The sequence below is a fragment of the Paenibacillus vietnamensis genome (assembly GCF_020169515.1).
GTDB lineage: Bacteria > Bacillota > Bacilli > Paenibacillales > Paenibacillaceae > Pristimantibacillus > Pristimantibacillus vietnamensis.
In genome coordinates, this window is the sequence record NZ_JAHMHW010000001.1 from 101,064 (window position 1) to 125,547 (window position 24,484).

Annotated in this window: 19 protein-coding genes; 17 read left to right on the top strand and 2 right to left on the bottom strand. The window is 50.7% G+C overall.

From position 1 onward, the window contains the following. Positions 1–396 precede the first annotated feature (396 nt). A complete protein-coding gene (locus KP806_RS00405; RefSeq protein WP_224721581.1) occupies positions 397–1,158 on the bottom strand; it encodes a helix-turn-helix domain-containing protein in 762 nt (253 codons plus the stop codon). Positions 1,159–1,438: 280 nt separating this feature from the next. On the opposite strand from KP806_RS00405, the gene KP806_RS00410 reads away from it, so the two are divergent. From KP806_RS00410 to KP806_RS00465, 12 genes are all read left to right on the top strand, one after another. Further along, entirely contained in the window at positions 1,439–2,836 is a 1,398-nt protein-coding gene (locus KP806_RS00410; RefSeq protein ID WP_224721582.1) for an ABC transporter substrate-binding protein, read from the top strand. 93 nt (positions 2,837–2,929) lie between these two features. Continuing rightward, complete coding sequence (locus KP806_RS00415) at positions 2,930–5,821, top strand: extracellular solute-binding protein (RefSeq protein WP_224721583.1); 2,892 nt, start codon at positions 2,930–2,932, stop codon at positions 5,819–5,821. A gap of 17 nt (positions 5,822–5,838) precedes the next feature. After that, positions 5,839–6,795 carry a carbohydrate ABC transporter permease gene (locus tag KP806_RS00420; protein ID WP_224721584.1) on the top strand — a complete coding sequence of 319 codons (957 nt, stop codon included), beginning with the start codon at positions 5,839–5,841 and terminating at the stop codon, positions 6,793–6,795. A gap of 8 nt (positions 6,796–6,803) precedes the next feature. Continuing rightward, complete coding sequence (locus KP806_RS00425; protein WP_224721585.1) at positions 6,804–7,673, top strand: carbohydrate ABC transporter permease; 870 nt, start codon at positions 6,804–6,806, stop codon at positions 7,671–7,673. A 16-nt stretch (positions 7,674–7,689) separates the two neighbouring features. After that, positions 7,690–9,153, top strand: coding sequence for a hypothetical protein (locus KP806_RS00430; RefSeq protein ID WP_224721586.1), 1,464 nt, complete (start codon positions 7,690–7,692; stop codon positions 9,151–9,153). Continuing rightward, a complete protein-coding gene (locus tag KP806_RS00435; protein ID WP_224721587.1) occupies positions 9,146–9,772 on the top strand; it encodes a YIP1 family protein in 627 nt (208 codons plus the stop codon). Before KP806_RS00430 ends, KP806_RS00435 begins: the two co-directional genes overlap by 8 nt. Before the next feature lie 15 nt (positions 9,773–9,787). Further along, on the top strand, positions 9,788–12,346 hold the full coding sequence (locus tag KP806_RS00440) for a DUF5696 domain-containing protein (protein WP_224721588.1): 2,559 nt from the start codon (positions 9,788–9,790) through the stop codon (positions 12,344–12,346). Beyond that, positions 12,343–13,254, top strand: a complete 912-nt coding sequence (locus KP806_RS00445; RefSeq protein ID WP_224721589.1) for a carbohydrate ABC transporter permease — start codon at positions 12,343–12,345, stop codon at positions 13,252–13,254. Before KP806_RS00440 ends, KP806_RS00445 begins: the two co-directional genes overlap by 4 nt. Before the next feature lie 16 nt (positions 13,255–13,270). After that, positions 13,271–14,218, top strand: a complete 948-nt coding sequence (locus KP806_RS00450; RefSeq protein WP_224721590.1) for a carbohydrate ABC transporter permease — start codon at positions 13,271–13,273, stop codon at positions 14,216–14,218. A 21-nt stretch (positions 14,219–14,239) separates the two neighbouring features. Then, complete coding sequence (locus KP806_RS00455) at positions 14,240–15,766, top strand: glycoside hydrolase family 43 protein (RefSeq protein WP_224721591.1); 1,527 nt, start codon at positions 14,240–14,242, stop codon at positions 15,764–15,766. A 34-nt stretch (positions 15,767–15,800) separates the two neighbouring features. Beyond that, the gene (locus KP806_RS00460; RefSeq protein WP_224721592.1) at positions 15,801–17,318 is read left to right on the top strand and encodes a glycoside hydrolase family 43 protein; all 1,518 of its coding nucleotides are present in this window, start codon (positions 15,801–15,803) and stop codon (positions 17,316–17,318) included. Positions 17,319–17,487: 169 nt separating this feature from the next. Continuing rightward, positions 17,488–18,504 carry an endo-1,4-beta-xylanase gene (locus KP806_RS00465; RefSeq protein ID WP_224721593.1) on the top strand — a complete coding sequence of 339 codons (1,017 nt, stop codon included), beginning with the start codon at positions 17,488–17,490 and terminating at the stop codon, positions 18,502–18,504. 168 nt (positions 18,505–18,672) lie between these two features. Here the strand turns inward: KP806_RS00465 and KP806_RS00470 are convergent, their stop codons facing one another. Continuing rightward, the gene (locus KP806_RS00470; protein WP_263575543.1) at positions 18,673–19,161 is read right to left on the bottom strand and encodes a GbsR/MarR family transcriptional regulator; all 489 of its coding nucleotides are present in this window, start codon (positions 19,159–19,161) and stop codon (positions 18,673–18,675) included. 372 nt (positions 19,162–19,533) lie between these two features. On the opposite strand from KP806_RS00470, the gene KP806_RS00475 reads away from it, so the two are divergent. Genes KP806_RS00475 through KP806_RS00495 form a run of 5 tightly spaced genes read left to right on the top strand, consistent with a single transcriptional unit; the run spans position 19,534 to position 24,475 of the window. Next, positions 19,534–20,568 (top strand): putative 2-aminoethylphosphonate ABC transporter substrate-binding protein, encoded by a 1,035-nt coding sequence (locus KP806_RS00475; RefSeq protein WP_263575544.1) that lies wholly within the window; start codon positions 19,534–19,536, stop codon positions 20,566–20,568. Between the two features lie 13 nt (positions 20,569–20,581). Further along, positions 20,582–21,619 carry an ABC transporter ATP-binding protein gene (locus tag KP806_RS00480; protein ID WP_224721595.1) on the top strand — a complete coding sequence of 346 codons (1,038 nt, stop codon included), beginning with the start codon at positions 20,582–20,584 and terminating at the stop codon, positions 21,617–21,619. 13 nt (positions 21,620–21,632) lie between these two features. Continuing rightward, complete coding sequence (locus KP806_RS00485) at positions 21,633–23,333, top strand: putative 2-aminoethylphosphonate ABC transporter permease subunit (protein ID WP_224721596.1); 1,701 nt, start codon at positions 21,633–21,635, stop codon at positions 23,331–23,333. 28 nt (positions 23,334–23,361) lie between these two features. Continuing rightward, positions 23,362–24,144: an HAD family hydrolase gene (locus tag KP806_RS00490; protein ID WP_224721597.1), complete on the top strand. Its 783-nt coding sequence runs from the start codon at positions 23,362–23,364 to the stop codon at positions 24,142–24,144. Further along, the gene (locus tag KP806_RS00495) at positions 24,134–24,475 is read left to right on the top strand and encodes a DMT family transporter (protein WP_224721598.1); all 342 of its coding nucleotides are present in this window, start codon (positions 24,134–24,136) and stop codon (positions 24,473–24,475) included. The genes KP806_RS00490 and KP806_RS00495 overlap by 11 nt, the downstream gene beginning before the upstream one ends. Positions 24,476–24,484 lie beyond the last annotated feature (9 nt).

Below are 24,484 nucleotides of genomic sequence, written 5' to 3' on the forward strand. Positions count from 1 at the left end.
TAAACAGAGGCTGACCCCAAAGAGGGAAGATCGCCGGAAACATGGATATTAACATGAAATAAAGCGGTACGGGGTTTTCCTGTACCGCCATTTCTCTATTTTAATCTCGATTGTTTCTTGCTGCATGCTAAGTATGGGATGAGTGTGTTTTGGAGTAACTGGATTTTATGCGTCTATTTATAGCAATCGGCGGCGGGTGGCGAAATAACTGGATTTTCTACAATTATTTTTCGGCTTTGCGGCGAAACTCGGGATTAGTAAGGATTTAACTACACAAAATCCAGTTATAACTCCGAGATGACGAAAAGCGGTGAAAATAACTGGAGAAAATCCATTTCATGCGTATCCCCGGCGCGAAGGTCCCTAGGCATGAACATCACCGTTATCCATTAAGGATTACGCCGTAATCGAGATCCTCTTTCTGTATTCGTTAGCGCTTACACCGGTGTACGACTTGAATTTTTTGTAGAACCAATCCATTTCGGTGTATCCGACTTCGCCGGCAATTTCATAAATTTTCATATCGGTATGCTCGAGCAAATGCTTTGCTTTCTCCATACGCTGCTGGAGCAGATATTCGAGGAAGGTCATGTTTTCATGAATCTTGAATTTTTGCCCCAGATAAGAGCAATTGAAGTGAAGGATATGGGAGATTTGTTTCAACGTAATGTTCTGATGCAGAGCTTCCTCCACATACTCCTTCACTTTATCGATCACGTTGGCCACAGATGAAGAGTCTCTTTCAGATACAGATAGAGCCGGCATTTTATAATTCGCTGAAGGCACGGACACAAGAGCCCGCTTTACGGTCAGCAAGCTTGTCCTTAAATCATCGGCCGACAAGGGATTGGGCAAGTAGTCGCTCACTTGATAGGACATCGCCTTTCTGGCAAGCTGAAAGTCGTTGCTGCCGCCGATAAGGATAATCGGTATGCCGCTTTTACTCCGGAGCTTCCCGCACAGCTCCATACCCTCGTCGTGCGCGCCAAACATATCGATCACGATTAGTGAATATGGCTGCTCGGCAAGCAGCGACATGGCGTCTGCGGAACCGCGCGCACAAGCATCCAAAGCAAACCCCAGATCTTTCCAATCCAGCTCATACGGTGTCTTTTCGCCCGAATGACGATTTAATTCAACAAACAGTACCCTATACACAATGTATACCCCCCACCTGCATTCATTACATGCCGGTTCCCCTCATGCTGCAAAAAGATTACGCTTTCATTATGTAAAAATCGCATTTGATTAACAATGTGCTTTTCTTTATTTCGCTAGCAGATGTTTACTTCTTGTCTTTTTTTGCGGCTGCGGAGTCGAAACAGGGACGCACAACCTATCATTTGACAGGTGGAAAATCTCGTTTTCGGCAGGTTGTTGATGAATAATGTAAGCGCTAAACTTTGGTTGTGTTCACAATTCATGAGGGGGATTCAGCATGCGGATTCGTAAAATGATGGTTCTGTTATTCGCGTTAGTTTTTGTACTATCGGCTTGCAGCGGAGGCTCAAACGGCGGCTCGAACACCGGGGCAAATAGCGGAGCCAATACCGGCGCAAACAACGGCGCGGGCAACGGCACAGCCGAGACACCGGACAACGCGGCCGGCAACAACGAAGAGGAAGCATACAGCACGCCGGAGATGGATTTCGATCTTGGCGGCAAAACGATCAAAATCGTATCGTGGTGGGATATGACGATTCCGGAAGACAATCCGGACAACATTCAGCGCAAAAAAAATCTGGATGCTCTCATGGCGAAGCATAACTTCAAAGTCGAATATGTCGCGATCGACTACGGCGAGTATCAGGAGAAGGTGACGGCTTCCTTGCTGGCGGGCGAGCCGATCGGCGATATCGTCCGTATGGGCAAAACGTATACGGTTCCTACGCTTGTGAAGCAGGACCTGCTGTGGCCAATCGACGAGTATACGAAAAATCCCGTCGCTTTCAACCAGAAGGTCACGAATGAATATTACACGTACGAGGGCAGAGGTTACGGGTTCAGCGAAGGTCACGCGAATCTGGTCCAAGGCGTGTTCTACAACCGTACGCTTTTGAATCAACTTGGCTTGAAATCGCTTCAAGATTATGTGAACGAAGACAACTGGAATTGGGATTCGTTTATTCAAGCAGCCAAGGAAGCCAACAAAGACACGAATAATGACGGCAAGCTGGATACTTGGGGACTTGCGAATTCATCGCTCATCGATCATGCCCTGTATTCCAACAATACGGGCCTGACCAAAGGGGATAAGCAAAATCTCGAGGATCCTGCTACGACCGAGGCGCTGAATTTCGTTTCCCGTCTGGCGACCGAGCAAATTGCAAGACCGACGGAAGGCGGCGACTGGACGGAGCCCGGCCAATTTTTCCGTCAAGGCAACACGCTTATGTATGCGGGAGCTCTGTGGGAGCTTGGCGGCATCCAGACGGATATGCCGGACTATGAGATCGGTTTCGTTCCGTTCCCTAAGGGACCGAATGCGACGACTTACCATTCCGCCGAGGCGCTGTTCCAGGCTTTGACGATTCCAAAAGCGGTAGAAAATCCGGAGCAGCTTATGTACATCTGGGAAAAAATCAACGACATCGATTCCGTCTATGATTATCCGGACCAAGGCTTCTATGAGACTTTGTTCACGAATGAAGATGACATTAATAACGCCAAGATGGTAGCGCCTAACATGCTGGTTCTCGATCACAATACATTTCCGAATCTGAAGTTTTATGATTTCGTAGGCGAGCTGAACAGCGGGGTTTCGGTATCCACCGTCGTCGAGAAGTATAAGCCGGTGTTCCAGGCCGCGATTGACGAAGTGTACGGAGGCTCGTAACCAAAGGTTGACGGACAGTCCCCATTCGGAATTTTCTGAAATGGGGACTGTTACTGGATATCAATAACTTCTTGAAGCAGGAGGGGAGAAACGTTGAACATCAGAAAGAAGAACTACGTGATAATCATCCTGGTTCTCGCCGTATTTTTTTTGTCCATTTGGGCGTTCTACCCTTCGAATTCGGCAGGCAGCGGGCAAGTCCAGGCGATGACCGATTTTGAAGCGATTACGGAATCGACCGCAGAAGGCAGCTATGACAATTATTTGAAAGCTCATTCGACTGCGAATCGTCCGGACGAGATCATCCGGATCGAGGGAGAGGATTATGCCGAAACCGAAGGGGATGGTTTTGAAGTCGCAGAACAGCTTTACGGGCTGGACGGAAAAGCCGTCATGACGCCGGAGTCGGGGACCATTGGCTGGGACGTTCAAATCGATCAGCCTGGTCTGTACAACGTAAGAGTTCATTATTACCCGTTAGAAGGGAAGAGCTCGGCCATCGAAAGGCAGTTTTCTATTAATCAGGAGATCCCGTTTAAAGGCGCCGATATTATTTTGTTCGACCGTGTTTGGGGAGATCGCGATGAGGAAATCAGGAGAGACGATAGAGGCAACGATCTGCGTCCGAGACAGGTAGAGAAGCCGGCATGGCAAGTCGCGGCTTTCATTGACCGGTATGGTTATTACGATGAGCCGTATTCCTTCTATTTCGACAAAGGCACACAAAAGCTATCTTTGACAGCGTTAAGGGAACCGATGGCCATTGACTATATTGAGCTGTACCAGAGTCAGCATTTAAAAACTTATGAGGAATTGAAGAGCGAATATGAAGCCGAAGGTGTAAAGCCTGTAAAGGACCAATCCATTGTCATTCAAGCGGAGGCTGCAACTCTCAAGTCTTCTCCGACTTTATATCCGGTGTCCGACAGGTCCAGCCCGACGGTTATTCCATACGATGTATCCAAGATCAGAATGAACACGATCGGAGGGCTGAACTGGAAGCTGCCCGGGCAGTGGATCGAGTGGGAATTCGAGGCGGCGGAGGACGGTCTGTATCAAATCGCTTTAAAACAAAAGCAGAACCAGCTTCGCGGCGTCTATGCGACGCGGAGTTTAATGATCGACGGCCAATATCCGTTCGAGGAAATGAAACGAATCCGTTTTAACTTTGCAAGGGAATGGCAGATGAACGTGCTGGGCGGCGATGAACCTTATTTGTATCATTTGACCAAAGGCACCCACCGGATTCGCATGATGGTTTCCCTCGGCGAAATCGCGCCTTTGCTTCAGACGGTCGAGTCGAGCGTGCTGCAGCTGAACGAGATGTACCGGAAAATATTGATGATTACGTCAAATTCGCCCGATCCGTTTCGCGATTATCAATTGGAGAAGCGGATTCCCGACATGACAAAGGTTTTCTCCGAACAAGCCGAAACGATCCAAAAAGTCGCGGACTATCTGGAGCAGGCGACAGGCGAGCGAAGCGACAAGGTAGCCGTTCTTCACTCCATGGTCCGCCAGCTGAAGGATATGGTGGAGTATCCGGAGACGGTAGCGAAGCGCCTCGATGCGTTCAAGGTGAATGTCGGAGGACTGGGAACGTGGATTTTAACCGTAAGGGAACAGCCGCTTACGCTTGACTATCTTGTTGTTTCTTCACCGGACCGGAAGCTTCCGAGAGCGGAGGCCACCCTTCTGGAAGAGGTCGGTCACGAGCTTGGCTCCTATGCGGCTTCTTATACGGAGGATTATGACAGCATCGGCAACACCGGAGAAAAAAACCGTTCGGTCACCGTCTGGGTGACGACCGGCCGCGATCAGGCGCAAGTGCTGAAGAGCTTGATTGACGATTCCTTTACACCGGAGACGGATATTTCCGTCAAGCTGCGGCTCGTTCCGGGCAACATTCTGCTCCCGGCAACGCTAGCCGGCGAAGGCCCGGATGTGGCCATGCAGATCGGCGAGGACATTCCCGTGAACTATGCCATGAGGGGCGCTGCCGCCGACTTGACGCAATTCGCGGATTACGGTGAAGTCGCTTCCCGCTTCCGCGACAGCGGACTTACGCCTTACAAGTATGACGAGGGAGTGTACGCCCTTCCGGAGCAGCAAACGTTCCCGATGCTGTTCTACCGCAAGGATATTCTGAAGGAGCTGAATTTAACCCCGCCCAAAACATGGCAGGACATTTATAACATGATTTCGGTTTTGCAAAAGCACAATATGGAGTTTTATTTGCCGCTTGAAGCGACGAATGCGAGCCTGGTTCCGAATGCAACATTCTCGATGCTGCTTTATCAGAACGGCGGCGAATTTTATCGGGACGACGATAAGAAAAGCGCGCTCGATTCCGAAATTTCAATGGATGCCTTCAAAAAATGGACGCAATTTTATACCAGCTACAAATTCCCGCTGCAGGCCGACTTCCCGAACCGGTTCAGAACCGGCGAGATGCCGATCGGCATTGCCGACTATACGACGTATAACATGCTGACGGTGATGGCTCCGGAAATTAAGGGTTTATGGGACTTCACCATCGTTCCGGGCACGAAGCAGGCGGACGGCACGGTCAAAAATGAAGTGGCGAGCCACACGACCGCGGCCATGATGCTTGAGAATTCGGCCGATAAAGAGTCGGCTTGGGAATTTATGAAATGGTGGACGGAAAAGGATACCCAAATTTCCTACGGGCGCGAGATGGAAGGACTGATGGGCGAGGCGGCGCGGTACCCTACGGCAAATATTGAAGCGCTGAAGGAATTGCCTTGGCCGGTCAAGGACTACAACAATCTGGAAAGCCAGTGGCAGTGGGTCAAAGGCATTCCGCAAGTTCCCGGCGGTTATTTCACGGGCAGACATCTGGACAATGCCTTCAGGAAAGTCGTGAACGCAAGCGAGAATCCCCGCGAAGCTTTCTCTGATTACATCCTCTATATTAACGATGAGATCGAGATCAAGCGGAAAGAATTTAATTTACCGTATTAGTAAGGGGGTGGACGCCGATGCAAGCAGAAACAACCGCACCAGCCATTAAGGGCTCCATTCTTCCGGGGAAGAAATCCCGATTGGCTTATGTGATGGGCGAGCTGAAACGAAACAAGCATTATTATATTTTGATGAGTCCTTACATGCTTATTTTCTTTATGTTTACCGTCATTCCGGTAGTCTTCTCGTTAGGACTAAGCTTCTTCTATTTTAATATGCTGGAATTTCCGCGGTTTGTCGGCTGGCAGAACTACTCAAGACTGTTTCTGAACGACGATATCTTTATGATTGCGTTAAAAAACACCTTTATGTTCGCGGTCATTACCGGCCCGGTCAGCTACATCGCCTGCTTCGTATTTGCCTGGATTATCAACGAGCTTGCGCCTAAGGTCCGGGCGTTCATGACGCTGATTTTTTACGCGCCGGCGATTTCGGGAAACGTGTTTTTCATTTGGCTGATCGTATTTTCCGGTGACAGATACGGGTATTTGAACGGCTTCCTGATGAAAACCGGGTTTATATTGGAGCCGATTCAATGGCTGCTCGACGAGAAATATATTTTAACCATCGTCATGATCGTTCAGCTTTGGCTGAGTCTCGGAACCAGCTTCCTGGCCTTTATCGCCGGCCTTCAGACGATCGACCGGTCGCTGATTGAAGCTGGGGCGGTAGACGGCATCAAAAACCGCTGGCAGGAGCTATGGTTCATTACGCTGCCTTCCATGAGGCCGCAGCTTTTGTTCGGCGCCGTCATGCAAATTACCGGATCGTTTGCGGTAGCCGATATTTCGATTGCGCTGGCGGGCTTCCCGAGCGTTAACTATGCTGCGCATACGGTGGTAACGCATCTGATGGACTTCGGCACGATCCGCTTCGAGATGGGCTATGCGTCGGCTATTGCGACAGTGCTCTTCGGCATCATGATCGGAACCAACATGCTGACGCAAAAAGCATTAAGAAAGGTAGGTGAGTGACGTTGGTCATGAAAATGATGGCGGCCTTTCGAACGCCAAAAAAGCTCAATCGCTCCTTCACCGTCAGCTTTTTGCTGTTCGCGCTCCTTGCCTTATTCGGTTCGTTTATGGCTTTGCCGTTAATTTATGCGGTGAACAATGCTTTTAAGCCGCTCGACGAATTGTTCATTTTCCCGCCGAGGTTTTTCGTGAACAATCCGACCCTGGATAACTTTTACGACCTGGTGGCTTTGATGGGGAATTCCTGGGTGCCGCTTTCGCGTTATATCGCCAATACGCTGCTGATTACGGTTGTCGGGACAGCCGGGCATATTTTATTGGCGTCGGCGGCGGCTTATCCGCTGGCCAAATACCGGTTTCTGGGCTCGAAAACGCTGTTTTCCATCGTCGTTCTGTCCCTGATGTTTTCTGGGCACGTAACAGCTATCCCCAATTACATGGTGATGTCGTGGCTCGGCTGGATTAACACGCATGCATCCATTATCGTGCCGTCGCTGGCGTTTCCGCTCGGGCTGTTTCTGATGAAGCAATTTATGGAGCAGCTCCCGGACGCCTTGCTCGAAGCGGCCAAGATCGACGGAGCGAACGAATACCGGATTTACTGGAGCATTGTCATGCCAAACGTGAAGCCTGCATGGTTAACGCTGATGATCCTGCAATTTCCGATGCTGTGGGGAACCGACGGAGGCAGCTTTATCTACAGCGAAAATCTCAAGACGCTTCACTATGCACTCGGTCAGATTACGCTAGGGGGAATTGCCAGAGCAGGGGTTGGGGCGGCAGTCGCGCTGATCTTGATGATTGTTCCCATATCGCTCTTTATCATCTCCCAGAGCAGCGTCATTCAGACGATGGCGACTTCCGGGATGAAGGAATAGAAGGGAGCCGTACACGATGTTTAGAAGATTGCAAAACATGAAAGCTCACCTCCTGGTGTCGCTCTGCTGTCTGATAGGCGTAAGCGCGGGCGGAACGCTGGTCCATGCGGAAGACGGTGCCTCTTCCTATAATTATTCGTTCTGGGGAGATACCGTCGCTTCCCCTGCAGCCTATCAGGCAACGGATTTGTTAAGCGGCCCCGACCTTGGGATTGGCCCCTTAAAGGAGCCAAGCGATATTCATGTTACGCCTGACCATCAGATCTATGTACTGGACTCCGGCAACAACCGGATTGTCGTTCTGGACGAGGAGCTGAGGCCGGTCGCCACGATCGCTTCGTTTGAGAGGGACGGGAAGGCGGACACGTTCCTGAATCCGCAAGGCCTGTTCGTAACGGAGGACAAGCAGGTGCTGGTTGCCGATACAGGCAACAAAAGGGTCGTTCACCTCGACCGGAATTTCAAATTGGTGAAAATCGTTGAAGCGCCGGAATCCGAGCTGCTGAAGGAGAATTTTGTGTTTCAGCCCGTCCGCGTCATTATGGATAAGGCGCAGCGGATTTATGTGATGGCAACCGGCGTATTCGACGGTTTCATGGAATTTAACGCGGACGGAGCGTTTACATCCTTTATCGGCGCTAACCGTGTTTTTATCGACCCGGTCGAGTACTTCTGGAAGCGGCTGTCGACGAAGGCGCAGCGAAGCCAGATGGTCATGTTCACGCCGACGGAGTTCACTAACCTTGATATGGATGACGAAGGGTTCATTTACGCTACGAACGGCGATTCCTTCGGCAATAACATTAAAAAGCTGAATGCGCAGGGCAACGATATTTTACGGAGAACCGGCTATTTCAATCCGCAAGGCGACATTCGTTTTTCGATCGATCTTGGCCCGTCCCGGCTTATCGATATCGATGTTGCAGACAGCGAAATGTACTCCGTGCTGGATTCCAAGCGGGGAAGGATTTTCACCTACAGCGGAGACGGTCACTTCATGTATGTTTTTGGCGGGCTGGGCAACCAATTGGGCGAATTCAAAACACCGGCGGCGATCGAGCGGGTTGGAGACGATTTCCTTGTCCTTGATAAAGCGCTCGGAGAGATTACGGTATTCCGGACGACGGAGTACGGCCGCACGCTCAACGAAGCGGTCAGAAGCTATTACAGAGGCGAGGAAGAGAAGGCTTTTCAATTGTTTAATCAGACGATTAACAGGAACGCGAATCTTGAATTCGCTTATGCAGGCATCGGCAAGGCATTGCTCAGGCAAGGGGACTACGCCGAGGCGATGAAGCATTTTAAACGCAGCATGGATCAAAAAAATTATTCAAAGGCGTTTCTGCTCTACCGCAAGCAGGTGCTCAGGGAGCACTTCGCCACGATCATGACTCTTATCGTCATCCTTGCAGCCGGCGCCCTGGCGGTAAGAAAGTACCGGAAAACGATGGGAAGAAAAAGGGGTGTTTCTATTGAATAAAGAGCTGGTCAAATACCCGTTAAATCTCATCGTCCATCCTTTTAACGGCTACTGGGACCTGAAATATGACCGCAGTCAGAAGCTCAATCTGATCATTTCGTTTGCCATCCTGTTTTTGCTGGCTTTAACCAATATTTTAGGCACTCAATACAGCGGCTTTGTCGTGAATTTGTTTAATCCGGATTACATGAACAGCTTCATGGAAATCGTGTATGTAGTCGTGCCGGTCTTGTTCTGGTGCGTAGCCAACTGGTCGCTCACGACGCTGATGGACGGGGAAGGAAAATTTGCCGAAATCTTCACTTCCACCTGCTTTGCCTTAATCCCGCTCGTTGTGATCAATTTCCCTTGGATCTGGCTAAGCAACGTCATTTCCATGCAGGAGTCCGCTTTTTATTATTTTTCGAACAGCTTAGCCGTCGCCTGGTCGATCTTCCTGCTGTTTGTCGGCAATATGACGGTGCATCAATTTTCGCCGTCCAAAACGATCGGGACTATCATTCTGACGGTTGTTGCGATGGGCTTTATGGCTTTTATCGGTTTATTGTTTTTCAGCCTGGTCCAGCAAATCATATCCTTCGTTTACATTATCTATCAGGAATTAGTGATGAGGAACTAGGAAAGGGGGAGAGAGATGAGCGTACCTCATAAATACGTTTCGTTGATCGCAGGTTTAATGGCCGTGCTGCTTATTGCCGGATGCGCCGATGGAAGCAAGACCATTCAACCGGCTGACGGCGAAGAGCTTGCCGAGGCTTTTAGTCAAGGAAAGGCTTTGAACGTTTCCTTCACGGATGCCCGTTTGGCCGGCATGAAAGGGATCACTGAGAATAACAGCCTTCGATTGTTCGTTGACGAGCAGACGGGCTCGGTTGCCGTTATTCATAAGCAAAGCGGGGAAATATGGCACAGCAATCCGCCTGAACGGGATACGGATCCGTTAGCCGCAGGGGTTAACAAAGGTGTATTATCTTCTCAATTAAAGCTCGATTTTTACAATTTGTTCGGTCAGCTAAATGCGGTCAATTCCTATTCGGACAGCGTCGTTCACAAGCAAGTGAAATTCGAGGAAATGCCAAACGGCGTAAAGGTGTCTTATCAGTTCGGAACGAGCGCCAAAACGATGGACGACATGCCGATGAAGATCGGCAAAGCCCGTTTTGAACAAAATGTGCTGAGCAAATTGGATAATACGGGGAAACGTGCCTTAAAAATCGCCTATACCGAGGACAAAGAAAATTCGGTTTATGTAAGAAACGACGGCGCGCTGAAGGGAATACAGCTTGAGAGGGCGCTCAAGGCGTTCGAGGACGCAGGCTATACCGAGGAGGATCTGGTCGCGGATATCGCCGAAAACAATCTGGATCAGACGAAGCCGGAGCCGCGGATTTTCCAGGCCTCGATTGAATATGTGCTGGATGGGGACAGCCTCGTTGCCAAGGTTCCGGTATCCGGCATCCGTTATCCCGAGGAATACCCTGTGAACACGATTTCGCTCCTGAGCTTCTTTGGAGCCGGCGGAACGGATGCGAAGGGCTCGATTCTTGTACCGGACGGTTCGGGAGCGCTTATACACTTTAACAATGGAAAAACCAAATATCCGGCCTATCAGCAGCAGGTATACGGAACGGATCTGACGATGGAAACGGCCGAAAATGCGGTAAGAACGCAAGAGGCCAGGCTGCCGGTATTCGGTATCATTCGCGAGGGCGGCGCGTTTCTCGGCATTATTGAGGAAGGGGAAGCCGTTGCGACTATCAACGCCGATGTCAGCGGAAGGCTGAACAGCTACAACTACGTCTACCCTAGCTTTACCGTATTGAACAAGGGCGATTTAAGTCTGGATGCGAACGGACAGCAGCGCACGCTGCCGGCGTTCCAGGAAAATCCGATGAAAACCGACTTCACGGTCCGTTATGCTTTTCTGGGCGGCGAAGACGCTTCTTATCAAGGCTTGGCAAAGTACTATCAGCAATATTTGAAGCAAAACAACGGTCTTCCTCAGCACGAAGCTGTTAAAGATTCTGGGGATACCCCGTTTTATCTGCAGCTGATCGGAAGCATCAGCAGGAAGAAGCTGTTCGCGGGAGTTCCGTATCAGGCGCTTGAGCCGCTGACGACATTCAAGCAAGCGCAAAGCATTGTGACTCAAATGCAGCAGCGCGATATTAAGCAGATCAAGCTGAAGTATTCCGGCTGGTTTAATAACGGGTATGATCACGAGGTACCGGATAACCTGACGGTCGACCGGGAGATCGGAGGCGGCAAAGGCTTGCGAAGCTTTGCAGCGTTTGCGGGCAATCAGGGCATATCATTTTATCCCGACGTTGCCGTTCTGACCGCACTTTCAAGCTCGGGATTCGACGAGAAGAAGGAAGCTTCCCGGACGTTAAGAGAAGTTCCGGCAGCGCTTTATCCGATTGACCTGGCGATAAACAGGCGTGACAGAGACGCATCGCCGTCCTATGTCGTATCGCCAAGAACGGCAGGCAAATACGTCGATTCCGTGCTGAAGGACTTTGCCGGCTACCAGACCGGCGGCATTTCGCTGCGGGACCTGGCGGGTCAATTGAACAGCGACTTTCGCAAAAACAACCAAATCGACCGTGCGGAATCCCAGGGGATTTCCGTCCAATCGCTGAACAAGCTTCACGAAGCGGACCTCAAGCTGATGGCGGACGGAGGAAATGCCTATGCGCTTCCATTCCTGACGGACATTACGAACGCGCCGATGTCGAACAGCAAATTTAAAATCGAGGATGAGGAAATTCCTTTTTACCAAATGGTTGTTCGAGGGTTTATTGATTACACAGGGGCGCCATACAATCTTTCCACTTATACCAATGCGAAGCAGTATGTGCTTAAAAATCTGGAATACGGAGCGGGCGTGTACTTTGAGTGGATCTATGCTCCTAACCATAAGGTGAAAGATTCGGAGTATGACACTCTGTATGCCGTCAATTACGAACTGTGGATCGATCAGGCAGCCGAGATCTATAAGGAAGTGAACGACGTTCTGAAGCAGGTCCGGGGCGAGCGGATTGCCGGGCACGAGAAGCTGAGCGAAGGCGTGTTCAAAACGGTTTATGAGAACGGCTTGTACGTCATTGTGAATTACAACCGTTCGCAAGTGACGGCGGACGGCAAAACGATCGAAGCCGAGAGCTATATAACGGGTGGTGGACAATCATGAAATCCTTAACGAAGCTCGTCATGAAGCAAAGGACGTATGCGGAGCAGAAGGCGCTGTGGGGCTTTGCCTATGTGTTGCCTTGGCTGCTTGGATTTATATTTTTCTTCTTCATTCCGTTACTGACTTCGTTGCGGTACAGCTTCAGCTCCATTACCGCCAATGCGCAAGGCATCACGGTTTCATTCATCGGCTGGGCGAATTATTTGGAAGCTTTGACGGTTAACACAAGCTTTAATCGAACGCTGACGGAATCGATTGTGAATATGGTCGTTAACGTTCCGCTGATCGTCATATTCAGCTTGTTTCTGGCGGTGCTGCTGAACCAGAAGTTTATTGGCAGAGCCGTTGCCAGGTCTATCTTTTTCTTGCCGGTTATTCTGGCTTCGGGGATCATTATGACGCTCGAGAGCACCAGCCTGGTCCAGGCCGTTAATGAGCAAAATGCGGGCTCCGGCTTTATGAACGCTTTCGGAAGCTTTGAGCTGGCGAGAATGATGCTGCAGGCCGGCGTGAACGAAAACATCGTGCTTTATTTGACGGGGGCGGTAGATCGAATCTACCAGATCGTCAGCCAGTCCGGCGTCCAAATTCTGATTTTCCTTGCCGGCATTCAGACGATCTCCCCTCAGCTGTATGAAGCCTCCAAAATGGAGGGGGCTACCGGCTATGAAGCTTTCTGGAAAATTACGTTTCCGATGGTCAGCCCGCTTATTCTGGTTAACATGATCTATACGATTATCGATTCGTTCTCGCGAAATGCGCTGACGGACCTGATCCGCGAGACGGGCTTCAGCAAATTTAACTTTGGCCTCAGCTCGGCGATGGCATGGATTTACTTTCTCGCGATTACCGTCATTTTGCTGATCAGCACTTATTTTGTATCGAGAAAAGTCTTTTATCACGAATAGAAAGAGGGTGCAAGCGATGCCCGTTTCTCAATTGTTATCGTTAGAAAGCTGGAAGCGCTGGCTTTGGTCATTCGTCCGGCTGACGCTGATCGCAGGATTATCGTTCGTAATCTTGTACCCGATCCTTCAGAAAATCTCGACGGCCATTAAAGACAAAAAGGATCTCTATTCGCCGATCGTCGTATGGATTCCCGAGCATTATACGCTGGATAATTTCATGAACGCGATCCGGATTATGGATTATTGGGAAACGCTGGTCAATACCTTTCTGCTTTCGACGACGACCACGATTTTGACTGCGGTTTCCTGCGCGCTCGCCGGTTACGGATTTGCCCGGCTGAAATTCAAAGGAAGCAACCTGCTGTTTGCAGGCGTTATTTTGACGATACTCGTGCCGCCGACGACGATACTCATCCCGATTTATTTGAATCTGAAGGACTTCACCTTAATGGGGCTGATTCCTCTTCTTGCCGGAAAGCCGGTTAATTTGCTCAACTCTTACTGGCCGTTTATTCTCACGTCGCTGACGGCGAATTCGCTTAAAGCGGGACTGTATATTTTTATCTTCCGGCAATTTTTCAGAGGGATCCCAAAAGAGGTCGAGGAAGCGGCTTACATCGACGGCGCCGGGGTCGGGACTACGTTCACCCGCATCATGCTGCCGAACGCGGTGCCGGCCATCATTACGACGACGCTTTTCTCGTTCGTATGGCAGTGGAACGACAGCTTCTTTACGACGACTTATTTAACCTCGAGTAAAGTCATATCTACACAACTGTCGTCCTTGCCGTACAATCTGGCGATACAGCTCGAAGGCGGAGATGCGTCCAAAGCTGATCCGTTCTATATGAGTATGGTGCAGGATACGGGGATTTTGCTCGCGATTTTACCGCTCATTATTATTTATTTGTTCGTTCAGCGTTACTTTGTCGAAAGTATCGAGCGAACAGGCATCGTCGGTTAGACTTTGGAAGGGGAATGAAAGATGAATACGACGACGATTACAAATCCGATTATATGGGCGGACGTACCGGATCCCAGCGTCATCCGGGCAGGAACAACCTTCTACATGGTCAGTACAAGCATGCATTCGATGCCCGGCTGCCCGATTATGAAGTCGGAGAACCTGATGAATTGGGAGCTTGTGAGCTATGTATTCGATAAGTTAGAGGATAACGATGCGCACAATTTGCTGAACGGCAAAGGCATCTACAGCGCGGGATCATGGGCCGCGAGTTTGCGATATCATGACGGCCTGTTCTATGTGTGTTTTTCCAGTAACGATATGAAGCGGTTCTACGTCTACAGGACGGAAGATATCGAAAATGGAAAATGGGAGCGGTTCGTGATCGGGGGGCTGCAGCACGATCCGAGCATGCTGTTCGACGACGGACGCGTCTACGTGATTCACGGCAACGGCGACATTCGTATCACGGAGCTGACGGCAGACGCAACAGCCCTGAAGCCGGACGGCATCAATCAGCTGCTGCTAGAGACGGACAGGGACGGGATTATGCTGCGAGCCGAAGGCTGTCATGCTTACAAAATAAACGGCTACTATTATTTGTTCTTCATCGATTGGCCGCGCGTTGGCAATAAGCGCCGCAGACAGCTGTGCTACCGTTCGCGTCATCTGCTTGGCCCTTATGAGCACAAAATCGTGCTCGATGACCGGATGGATTACCGCAACAACGGTGTTGCGCAGGGCGGCATCTTCGATACGCCGGACGGCGATTGGTATGCCATGCTGTTCCAGGATCACGGAGCCGTCGGCCGCATTCCTTGCGTACTTCCGGTTGCATGGGAGGACGGTTGGCCGGTGTTCGGCGCCGAAGGAAAAGCGCCGAAGGCCTTTGAAGTAAGGCTGCCAGGCACGACGCCGAAGCCGCTTGTTATTAGCGACGAATTCGATTATAAAACGAATCGACTTGCGCTTAACTGGCAATGGAATCATAACCCGGACAACACAAAATGGTCGGTCACGGAGCGTCCGGGGCATTTGCGCCTAACGACATCGCATGTGACTCATAGCGTCGAATTTGCCCGCAATACGCTGACCCAGCGCACGGAAGGTCCGGCATGCGCCGGAACGACGGTTATGGAAATTTCCAATATGAAGCCGGGCGACCGTGCAGGGCTGGCGGCGCTGCAGTATGTATTCGGCTCGGTCTGCATTCAAGTCGAGGATGACGGCGGCCGGTACGTAGCGATGTGCGTGAACGGAAGAGCGGAAGGCGGCGAAGGCGAAATCGCAGTTGAGCGCTTCCGGTATGAGGGCGATCGGATTTATTTACAAATCGAGTTCCAATTCGATAACGGCGACCGGGAAGACATTGCCCGTTTCCGTTATTCCTCGGATGGCGAAGTCTGGCATTCGATCGGCGAGCCGCTGCATCTGCAATATAAGCTGGAGCATTTTATGGGCTACCGGTTCGGGCTTTACAATTATGCCACGAAGCAAACGGGCGGATATGCCGATTTCGACTACTTCCGTTATGAAAAGCTTGTCTGATGCCATATGTGATGCTGAGGAGAGTGTGCTGACAATGAATTACAAAAATCCGGTGATCAGCGGATTCCACCCGGACCCGAGCGTATGCCGGGCAGGAGACGACTATTACCTGGTAACCAGCTCCTTCGAGTATTTTCCCGGCGTTCCGCTCTTTCACAGCAAGGATCTTGTGAACTGGACGCAGCTTGGCCATGTCCTGACACGGCCTGAGCAGCTCGATCTAAGCCGCGCGCCAAGCTCCGGCGGCATATTCGCGCCGACGATCCGTGAGCATCAGGGAACGTTTTATATGGTGACCACGAACGTCACGGCCGGAGGCAATTTCTTCGTGCATACGAATGATCCGTGCGGGGAATGGTCCGACCCGTTCTTCGTCGACCATCCGGGCATCGATCCCGACCTGTTCTTCGATGAAGACGGTACGGTTTATTTCACATCGTCCGCTAACGGCGACAGCGGTCCCGGCATTTATCAGAGCCGGATCGACTTAAAGACGGGCAAACGGGTCACTGACGTAACCTTCCTGTGGTCAGGGACCGGCGGCCAGTACCCGGAGGCTCCGCATATTTACCGGATTGGCAAATGGTATTATTTGATGATGGCCGAAGGCGGCACCGAATATGGCCACATGGAGACGATAGCAAGGAGCGAGCGTCCGGACGGGCCGTTCGAGAGCTGCCCGCACAATCCGATTCTGACCCACCGCAGCCTGCTCAAGTCCATTCATGCGACCGGTCATGCCGATCTCGTCCAGACGCCGGACGGCGATTGGTGGGCCGTATTTTTGGGCATCCGGCCTCACGGCTATCCGAAGCGCCACCACATCGGCAGAGAAACGTTTCTTGCGCCTGTCACCTGGACGGAAGACGGCTGGCCGACGATCGGCGATAACGGTACCGTCAGCGAGACGATGCCGACAGGCAATCTTCCGCTGCAGCCCGCGGCGCCGCCTCCGTCTAAGGACGACTTTGACGGGGCGGCTCTCGCTCCGTGCTGGAATACGATGCGACGATCGGATCCGGAGCTGTGGTCGCTTGGCGAGAAGGAGAGCTGCCTGACGCTGCGCGGCAGCGAGACGACCTTGAATGAGATTGGAGCGCCTGCGTTTGTCGCGAGAAGACAGCAGCATTTTAATTGCGACGTGTCTGCACATATGATGTTTGAGCCTCAGCGGGACGGCGAAGAAGCCGGAATTGCGGTTTACATGAACGACCGCTTCCATTACGAGCTTGCGGTGACCCGTATCGCCGGCGAACGTAAGATTATTTTCCGGAGAAAAATCGGCAGCCTGCAGAAGATCGAGAATGAAGCCCCCTGGACTTCCGATTCGATCGTGCTGCACGTGAAAGCGGTCCGGGAACAGTATACGTTCGGGTTCTCAAACGGCATCGGAACGCCGTTCTGGTTCGGAAGCGGCGAGACATCGCTTCTCGCGACGGAAGTGGCGGGCGGCTTCACAGGCGTTATGTTCGCCCTGTACGCGACGGGCAACGGCGCCAAGTGCGAATCGCCGGCTCATTTTGACTGGTTTCAATATGAGGCTTTGGAATAGTCGTTAAAAGCTCTTCCCCGGATGAGGAAAAGTATAATTTGCTAGGTATATTCTATAATTAGACAGGTTGTTACCCATGCTTGGAAGCACTACACTTGGTATAAAGAAGAGCTATCGATAACTGCTTTAACCTTATAGCGAGGCATAGGAAGAGGAGGCTAACGAAGAAATGGTCAATTCCCGCTTTGATGAATCTGCTAGTCTGCATGATGCGTTCAAAGAGCATTTTTTGATAGGGGCGGCAGTAAATCCTACTACTCTGGTTACGCAGCGCGAGCTATTAGTGCATCATTTCAACAGTGTAACGGCCGAAAACGAAATGAAGTTCGAACGTCTGCATCCTGCCGAAGACAAGTATACGTTTGAGAATGCGGACCGCTTGATGGCGTTTGCGGATGAAAACGGAATGGCGGTCAGGGGCCACACGCTTGTCTGGCACAATCAAACGCCGGCTTGGGTGTTCGAGGACAGCTCCGGCGGCTCCGTCGACCGCGAAACGCTATTATCGCGGATGAAGTCCCATATTGAAACGGTAGTTACACGGTATAAGGGAAAGATTTATGCCTGGGATGTCGTGAACGAAGCGGTGTCCGACGCCGGCGGCGAGCTGCTGCGTCCGTCCAAGTGGCTCGACATCGCAGGCGAGGAATTTATTGCCAAAGCGTTTGAATATGCGCATGAAGCGGATCCGAATGCGCTGCTGTTTTATAACGACTATAACGAGTCCGTGCCCGAAAAAAGGGAAAAAATTTATGCTTTGGCAAAATCGTTGAAGGAAAAAGGCGTGCCGATTCACGGGATCGGGCTGCAGGCGCATTGGAATTTGGAGCGTCCGTCCATGGACGACATTCGCAATGCGATCGAAAGATACGCAAGCCTTGGCATGAAGCTGCATATTACGGAGCTGGATGTATCCGTATTTAAGCACGAGGACCGTCGTACCGATCTGCTGGCGCCGACGCCGGAGATGATTGTAAGGCAAACCGAGCGCTATCAGCAGTTTTTCCGGTTGTTTAAGGAATACAGCGAACATATTACGTCGGTGACCTTCTGGGGAGCGGCGGACGACTATACCTGGCTGGATAACTTTCCGGTGAGAGGAAGGAAAAATTGGCCGTTCCTTTTTGACAAGGAGCAAAATCCAAAGCCGTCCTATTGGGACGTGCTCGAAGTTGCGCGTTCATGAACGAAAGCCGGCAAACGAGTGATGATGCATTTGTAAGCGAGAAGGGTCATACTCAAATGGAAAAACTGTATAAACAGATCGTTGACTTCAACAACGAAACAACAGCAGCCATGGACGAAAAAAGTCCTTGGACTGCTGTTTCTGTTTTATGCAACGGATCTCTTTTTATTAGGCCGGGTCATCTTTGAAAAATTCGCCTTGGCGCAGGGCATCGACAAACTGCTGCAGCCACTCGTAATACTTCTTCGCATGCCGGAGCTTATGCAGATCCTGAAGCGCAAGCTTCCGTTCCTCGTCGGTAATATGTTCCTCCAGGATGAGATCAGTTAACTCGGGAAAAGCCTGATCGACAGCGTCAGTCATAACATCGATTTCACGCTGAAGCTTATGAGAGAAGAAGTGCTGAAACGCACGAAAAAAATCGGTTTCCGCGGCGTAAAGCTCTTTTCGATCCTGCTTTTCGTCAAGCTTGTTGACCATCCGGGATTCAACGAGCGATCTTACGGCGTAGCTCATATTGCTTTTGCTCATATTCATATGAGTTTTCATCTCGTCGAGTGTCATCGGCCGGTTCTCAAAGAACATAATGCCGTACAACTGACCTGACGAATGAGTGGCTCCATATAAATCCATTGTATCCGCTATGGCTTCGATCATATTTTTTCTGATGCGCAGCCGCCGTTCAGCGCTTTCCTCGCTTTGGGACACGGTTTGTTCACTCCCCTTACCTATATAGAACTCGATGCTTATGTTCAGTATTTTTTGAATCTATTTTTCTATTATAGCAAAAAGACGGCAATGAAGGCGATTTAAGATGTCAACATGCCTTTTACATAATATTTATGTTCGGTTTACAGTCATTTGACACTACACTTTTGAATTGAGTGTACAATATTTTTTGTACGATTCATGTTGGAGGTTATAAAGTGGGGAGGGAAATATGTAAATTAAATTCATTTTGAATAATAAATTTAAAAAAAGGGAGAACAGACTGTGAATATCAATTTTAAATGGAAACCGGTGGCGGCCATGCTGATCGTTACAGGCTTATTGGCAGGATGCGGTGCCGCAAAGCAGGAGGGATCGTCTCCAAGTGCAGTGGCCGGTAAGCCGGCCGAAATCAACGTATATTCGGCGATGGAAGAGGAACAGATCGAGACTTATCTCACTTCCTTCAAGTCTGAGTACCCGAATGTGAAGGTCAACATTGTTCGCGATTCAACAGGAATCATGACCGCGAAGCTGATTGCTGAGAAGGATAATCCTCAAGCTGATGTTATCTGGGGTTTGGCTGCAACGAGTCTGCTAATCATGGATGATCAGAAAATGTTGGAGCCCTACGCCCCAAAAGGGGTAGAGCGGGTACTGCCCGAGTTCAAGGATAAAGCGAATCCGCCGAAATGGGTTGGCATCGATATTTGGGAGACGGCGATCATCGTCAATAAGGCGGAGATGGAAAAACGCAAGCTGACGATTCCCCGGACTTACGAGGAGCTGGCAAAGCCGGAATACAAAGGCTTGATCGCGATGCCGCATCCGGCCTCCTCCGGCACCGGATATTTGACGGTCAACGCGCTCAATCAGCTCTACGGGAAGGAAAAGGCGTGGCAGTACATGGACAAGCTGCATGAAAACATGATGGTGTACACGCACTCCGGCTCTAAGCCTGCAAAGATGGCTGCATCCGGTGAAGCTGCGATTGGCATTTCTTATGGATATAGCGGGATTGTAGAGAAGAAAAAAGGAGCTCCGGTCGAAGTGATCTTCCCTAAGGAAGGCTCCGGCTGGGATATGGAAGCGAACGCTCTTGTGAAGAAAAGAGAAATCAAGCCGGAAGCGAAATTGTTCCTCGATTGGGCGATCAGCGACGAGCCGATGAAGGAATACAACAAAAATTACGCGATCTTGAGCATCAAGCAGGAGGGCGGTAAACCGCCCGAAGGATACAACCAAGATCCGGTATCCCAGCTGGCGAAGCTTGATTTGTATCAAGCTGCCCGCGATCGCGATGCCATCCTTGCGGAATGGGAGAAGAAATACGGATCCAAGGCGGAGCCAAAATAAAGGGGCAGTTGTTATGAAGCCAGGTTATCTATCGCTGCGAGGTATTGCCAAGCATTTCGGGAAGCAAACGGCGCTGCAGGACATTCATTTGGATATTAAAAAACACGAGTTCATTTGTCTCTTGGGACCAAGCGGCTGCGGCAAAACGACGCTGCTGCGTATCTTGGCGGGATTGGAAAAAGCAGACCGCGGAAAATTGGAGATTTCAGGAAAAGATATTACCGCCGTACCGGCAGGGAAACGAAACTTCGGCATGATGTTTCAATCGTATGCGCTATTTCCCAACCTATCGGTCGGAGAGAACATTGCTTACGGGCTGCGCAACCGCCTGTCCAAGTCTCAAATAGCCGACCGGGTGGAGGAATTGCTTGGATTGGTGGAGCTGGGCGAGCAGCGTCACAAAGTTCCTGCACAGTTGTCGGGAGGCCAGCAGCAGCGGGTCGCTCTCGCAAGGGCGCTGGCGTTCTCGCCGGATTGTCTGCTGCTCGATGAGCCGTTATCCGCGCTGGATGCCAAGGTTCGCGTCAAACTGCGGCGTGAAATTTGCCGTCTGCACCGTCAGTTCGGCATGACGACGATCATGGTGACGCACGATCAGGAGGAGGCGCTGACGATGGCCGACCGCATTGTGGTCATGAACAAGTCGCGTATTATTCAGGTCGGTACACCGAATGAAGTGTATGAAAATCCTAGAACACCGTTCGTCGCAGATTTTATCGGTGCCGTCAACTTTATCGGGATGGACAAAAATAAGCACGGGGGCGCTGCGCTTGCAATCCGTCCGGAGAATGTCCAGTTGGTACGCGAAGATCATGAGAAAGGAAAGCAAGGTGTCGTGCGGGAGCTAGAGTATCGGGGGGCTCATTATCGACTCGTTGCGGAGCTTCTGGGTATGAAGGATGCGCCGCTTCAGCAGTTCGTTGTCATCGATGTGCCGGCAGAATCAATGATTTCCTTAAAGATCAGGATGAACCAGAAGATTTTCTTCGCTTTCCCTCCCGAGCATGTGATTCAGTTTGACTCTACAGCCGATCTAGCAGCTGCTCAGTAAGGGACCAATGAATATGAACATCTGGTTAAAACGAATCAGGCCGAATGCCGGCTCCTGGAGTCAAAATATCGTTATGCTCACGATGACAGCAGCGCTGCTGATCGCGATCCTTCTACCGCTCGGGGAGCTTGTGATGAAGGCGGTCACCGACCAAGAAGGCGGGTTTGTCGGACTGGCCCACTTCGCCAACTATTTTTCGACGCCTGCCCTGGTTGCTTCGCTATGGAATTCCATCAAAGTATCGACGATGACGACATTTATTGCCGTGACGCTCGGCTTCGGGTTTGCCTATGCGTTGGAGAGAAGCGGAATCCAGGGGAAATGGTTTTTCAGGTCCGTTGCGCTGCTGCCGCTTTTCGCGCCATCCATGCTGCACGGACTTGCACTGATCTATTTGTTCGGCAATCAAGGGCTTATCTCGACCGGTTTCTTCGGATTGCTGCCTGAGCTTCGCATTCCGCTTTACGGACCGGTAGGTATTGTTTTCTCGGAAGTGCTATTTACGTTTCCGCAAGCGTACCTGATGTTGGCGGTTGCGCTTAAGAGCGCCGATTACCGGTTGTATGAAGCGGCGGAGTCGCTCGGCGCTTCCAAATGGCGTACGTTTTGGACGGTAACCGTCCCCGGCACGAAGTTCACGCTGATCAGTACCGTCTTCGTTTGTTTTGTTCTGACGTTTACGGATTTCGGCGCTCCGAAGGTCGTGGGAGGTCAGTATAACGTCCTTGCGACAGATTTGTACAAGCAGGTTATCGGTCAGCAAAATATGCAGATGGGTGCCGCCGTCGGTGTGCTGCTGCTTATTCCGGCCGTTGTTTCGTTCGTTGTCGACCGCATTTCCCAGCGCAAACAAAGCGGGTGGCTGAGTGCAAAATCGACGCCTTACCGGATAGAAGGGAATAGGCGGAGAGATGCTTTGTTCTATGCGCTTTGCTCCGCCGTGTCGGCGATCATTCTCGGAATTTTTCTCGTCGCAGTTTACGGATCCCTGGTGAAAGTATGGCCTTATAGCCTGTCTATTTCCTTCTCCCGCTATGAAGGATTATTCGAAGGTGCGGGACCGTTCGCGAACAGCCTGATCATTTCGTTAGGCACTGCCATAATCGGCACTTTGGCTACCTTTATGCTCGCGTATCTCATTGAGAAATCGCGCGCCTGTCCGGTTGTGCGTCATACCTCTTATTTTCTGTCCATGCTGCCGTTAGCTCTGCCGGGACTGGTGCTGGGTCTCATTTACGTTTTCTTTTTCAACAATCCGAATCAACCCTTGAACGGGCTTTACGGTACCGTCTGGATCGTCATTCTATGCAACATCGTGCATTTCTATTCGGTTTCCTTCCTGACCATGACTTCGTCGCTGAAGAAGCTGGACAGCGAATTTGAGGCTGCATCGGAATCGATGAACGTGCCTTGGTACCAGGCGCTGCTTCGGGTAACCGTGCCGCTTTCACTGCCGACGATTTTGGAAATATTCATTTACTTTTTCATCAACAGCATGGTGACGGTATCGGCGGTTATCTTCCTGTATGCGCCTGACTTGAAGCCTGCCTCGGTAGCTATCGTTAATTTGGAGGATTCGGGTGATATTGCTCCTGCGGCAGCAATGTCAACGATAATCATTCTGACAAATCTGTTGGTTAGAACGGTGATTATGGGTTTGTCCGGAAAGCTGCGTAAGAGAACGGAAGGGCTTCTGCTCCGGAAAGAAGGTTAGTATCAATATTAATACAGGAGAGATCGGAATGCCGGAATTGATCATCAACAAAATACGCTATCCTGTCAAAGGAATTTTATTCGACAAGGATGGTACGCTGCTGGATTTTATTCGTCTATGGGGCAGATGGAGCGAATCGATGCAAAGTCATTATGAAAATCTGCTTCCAGGCTGGAAAATCGGCTCCCTCCCGGAGCTGTGGGGAACGATTCACGACGATACAGGCCGCATTATCGATTATAAACGCAACGGCCCGCTTGCGATGGGGTCGACAGGTGACCTTCTTGCGATATTGGCCTTGCAGGGCTATCGACTCGGGCTTCCATGGGGCGAATCGATGCGGCTTGTCCGGGAAAGCAAGCAACTGGCTGACAAGGAGATGGAACGGGTTCGGCCTGCCTTTCCTTTGCCTGGTATGATTCCATTCCTGAAGCATTGCAGCGATCAAGGCCTCTCGATCGGCATCGTAACTGCTGATGAGACGCCTGAAGCGGTAAAGCATATGGAATGGATGGGCATCCGCCAATATTTCAAATCGATTATCGGCAACGACCAGGTGGAACGGGGCAAGCCTTATCCCGATATGGTCGAGAAGGCTTGTATGGAGCTTGGACTGGTACCGGCAGATGTGGCCGTTATCGGTGATACGAACAGCGATATGCAAATGGGGAATTCTGCCGGGGTTGCCGTGACAATAGGAATACTTCCCTCGGAGTCGGGGCTTGCCGGAGAATGTGTGCTGCAAGATGCGAAGGTGACGGTCTCCTCATACGCCCAGCTTAAGTTGGAGGAGACATTAAATGAAAGTTGAAAGCGGTTGGGGATGGATGTTTCTACTGCTTGCCATTCTGTTTGAATTATCCGGCACCACTTTCATGAAGCTGTCCGCTGGCTTCTCCAAGCTATGGCCGTCCGTATGGATGTTCGTATTATATGGATGCAGCTTTACTTTACTTAACTTTGCACTTTCTTACATGAATGTCGGCATCGCTTATGCGATTTGGTCGGGCGTCGGCATTGTTCTGATTACGGTGGTCGGATTTGTCCTGTTTAAGGAATCGATCAACCTGAATCAAGTGTTCTGGATGTCGCTCATCGTGATCGGCGTCATCGGTCTCAAAACGAGCGGCAGCGTTCATTAAAACAAGCAG

What these genes read in the sequence shown, in the direction of transcription:
- KP806_RS00455 (WP_224721591.1), top strand. Translation starts at nt 14,240, where the DNA reads ATGAATACGACGACGATTACAAATCCGATTATATGGGCGGACGTACCG.
- KP806_RS00425 (WP_224721585.1), top strand. Translation starts at nt 6,804, where the DNA reads ATGAAAATGATGGCGGCCTTTCGAACGCCAAAAAAGCTCAATCGCTCC.
- KP806_RS00470 (WP_263575543.1), bottom strand. Translation starts at nt 19,161, where the DNA reads ATGATCGAAGCCATAGCGGATACAATGGATTTATATGGAGCCACTCAT.
- KP806_RS00410 (WP_224721582.1), top strand. Translation starts at nt 1,439, where the DNA reads ATGCGGATTCGTAAAATGATGGTTCTGTTATTCGCGTTAGTTTTTGTA.
- KP806_RS00475 (WP_263575544.1), top strand. Translation starts at nt 19,534, where the DNA reads ATGCTGATCGTTACAGGCTTATTGGCAGGATGCGGTGCCGCAAAGCAG.
- KP806_RS00445 (WP_224721589.1), top strand. Translation starts at nt 12,343, where the DNA reads ATGAAATCCTTAACGAAGCTCGTCATGAAGCAAAGGACGTATGCGGAG.
- KP806_RS00460 (WP_224721592.1), top strand. Translation starts at nt 15,801, where the DNA reads ATGAATTACAAAAATCCGGTGATCAGCGGATTCCACCCGGACCCGAGC.
- KP806_RS00450 (WP_224721590.1), top strand. Translation starts at nt 13,271, where the DNA reads ATGCCCGTTTCTCAATTGTTATCGTTAGAAAGCTGGAAGCGCTGGCTT.
- KP806_RS00420 (WP_224721584.1), top strand. Translation starts at nt 5,839, where the DNA reads ATGCAAGCAGAAACAACCGCACCAGCCATTAAGGGCTCCATTCTTCCG.
- KP806_RS00440 (WP_224721588.1), top strand. Translation starts at nt 9,788, where the DNA reads ATGAGCGTACCTCATAAATACGTTTCGTTGATCGCAGGTTTAATGGCC.
- KP806_RS00480 (WP_224721595.1), top strand. Translation starts at nt 20,582, where the DNA reads ATGAAGCCAGGTTATCTATCGCTGCGAGGTATTGCCAAGCATTTCGGG.
- KP806_RS00430 (WP_224721586.1), top strand. Translation starts at nt 7,690, where the DNA reads ATGTTTAGAAGATTGCAAAACATGAAAGCTCACCTCCTGGTGTCGCTC.
- KP806_RS00495 (WP_224721598.1), top strand. Translation starts at nt 24,134, where the DNA reads ATGAAAGTTGAAAGCGGTTGGGGATGGATGTTTCTACTGCTTGCCATT.
- KP806_RS00465 (WP_224721593.1), top strand. Translation starts at nt 17,488, where the DNA reads ATGGTCAATTCCCGCTTTGATGAATCTGCTAGTCTGCATGATGCGTTC.
- KP806_RS00485 (WP_224721596.1), top strand. Translation starts at nt 21,633, where the DNA reads ATGAACATCTGGTTAAAACGAATCAGGCCGAATGCCGGCTCCTGGAGT.
- KP806_RS00490 (WP_224721597.1), top strand. Translation starts at nt 23,362, where the DNA reads ATGCCGGAATTGATCATCAACAAAATACGCTATCCTGTCAAAGGAATT.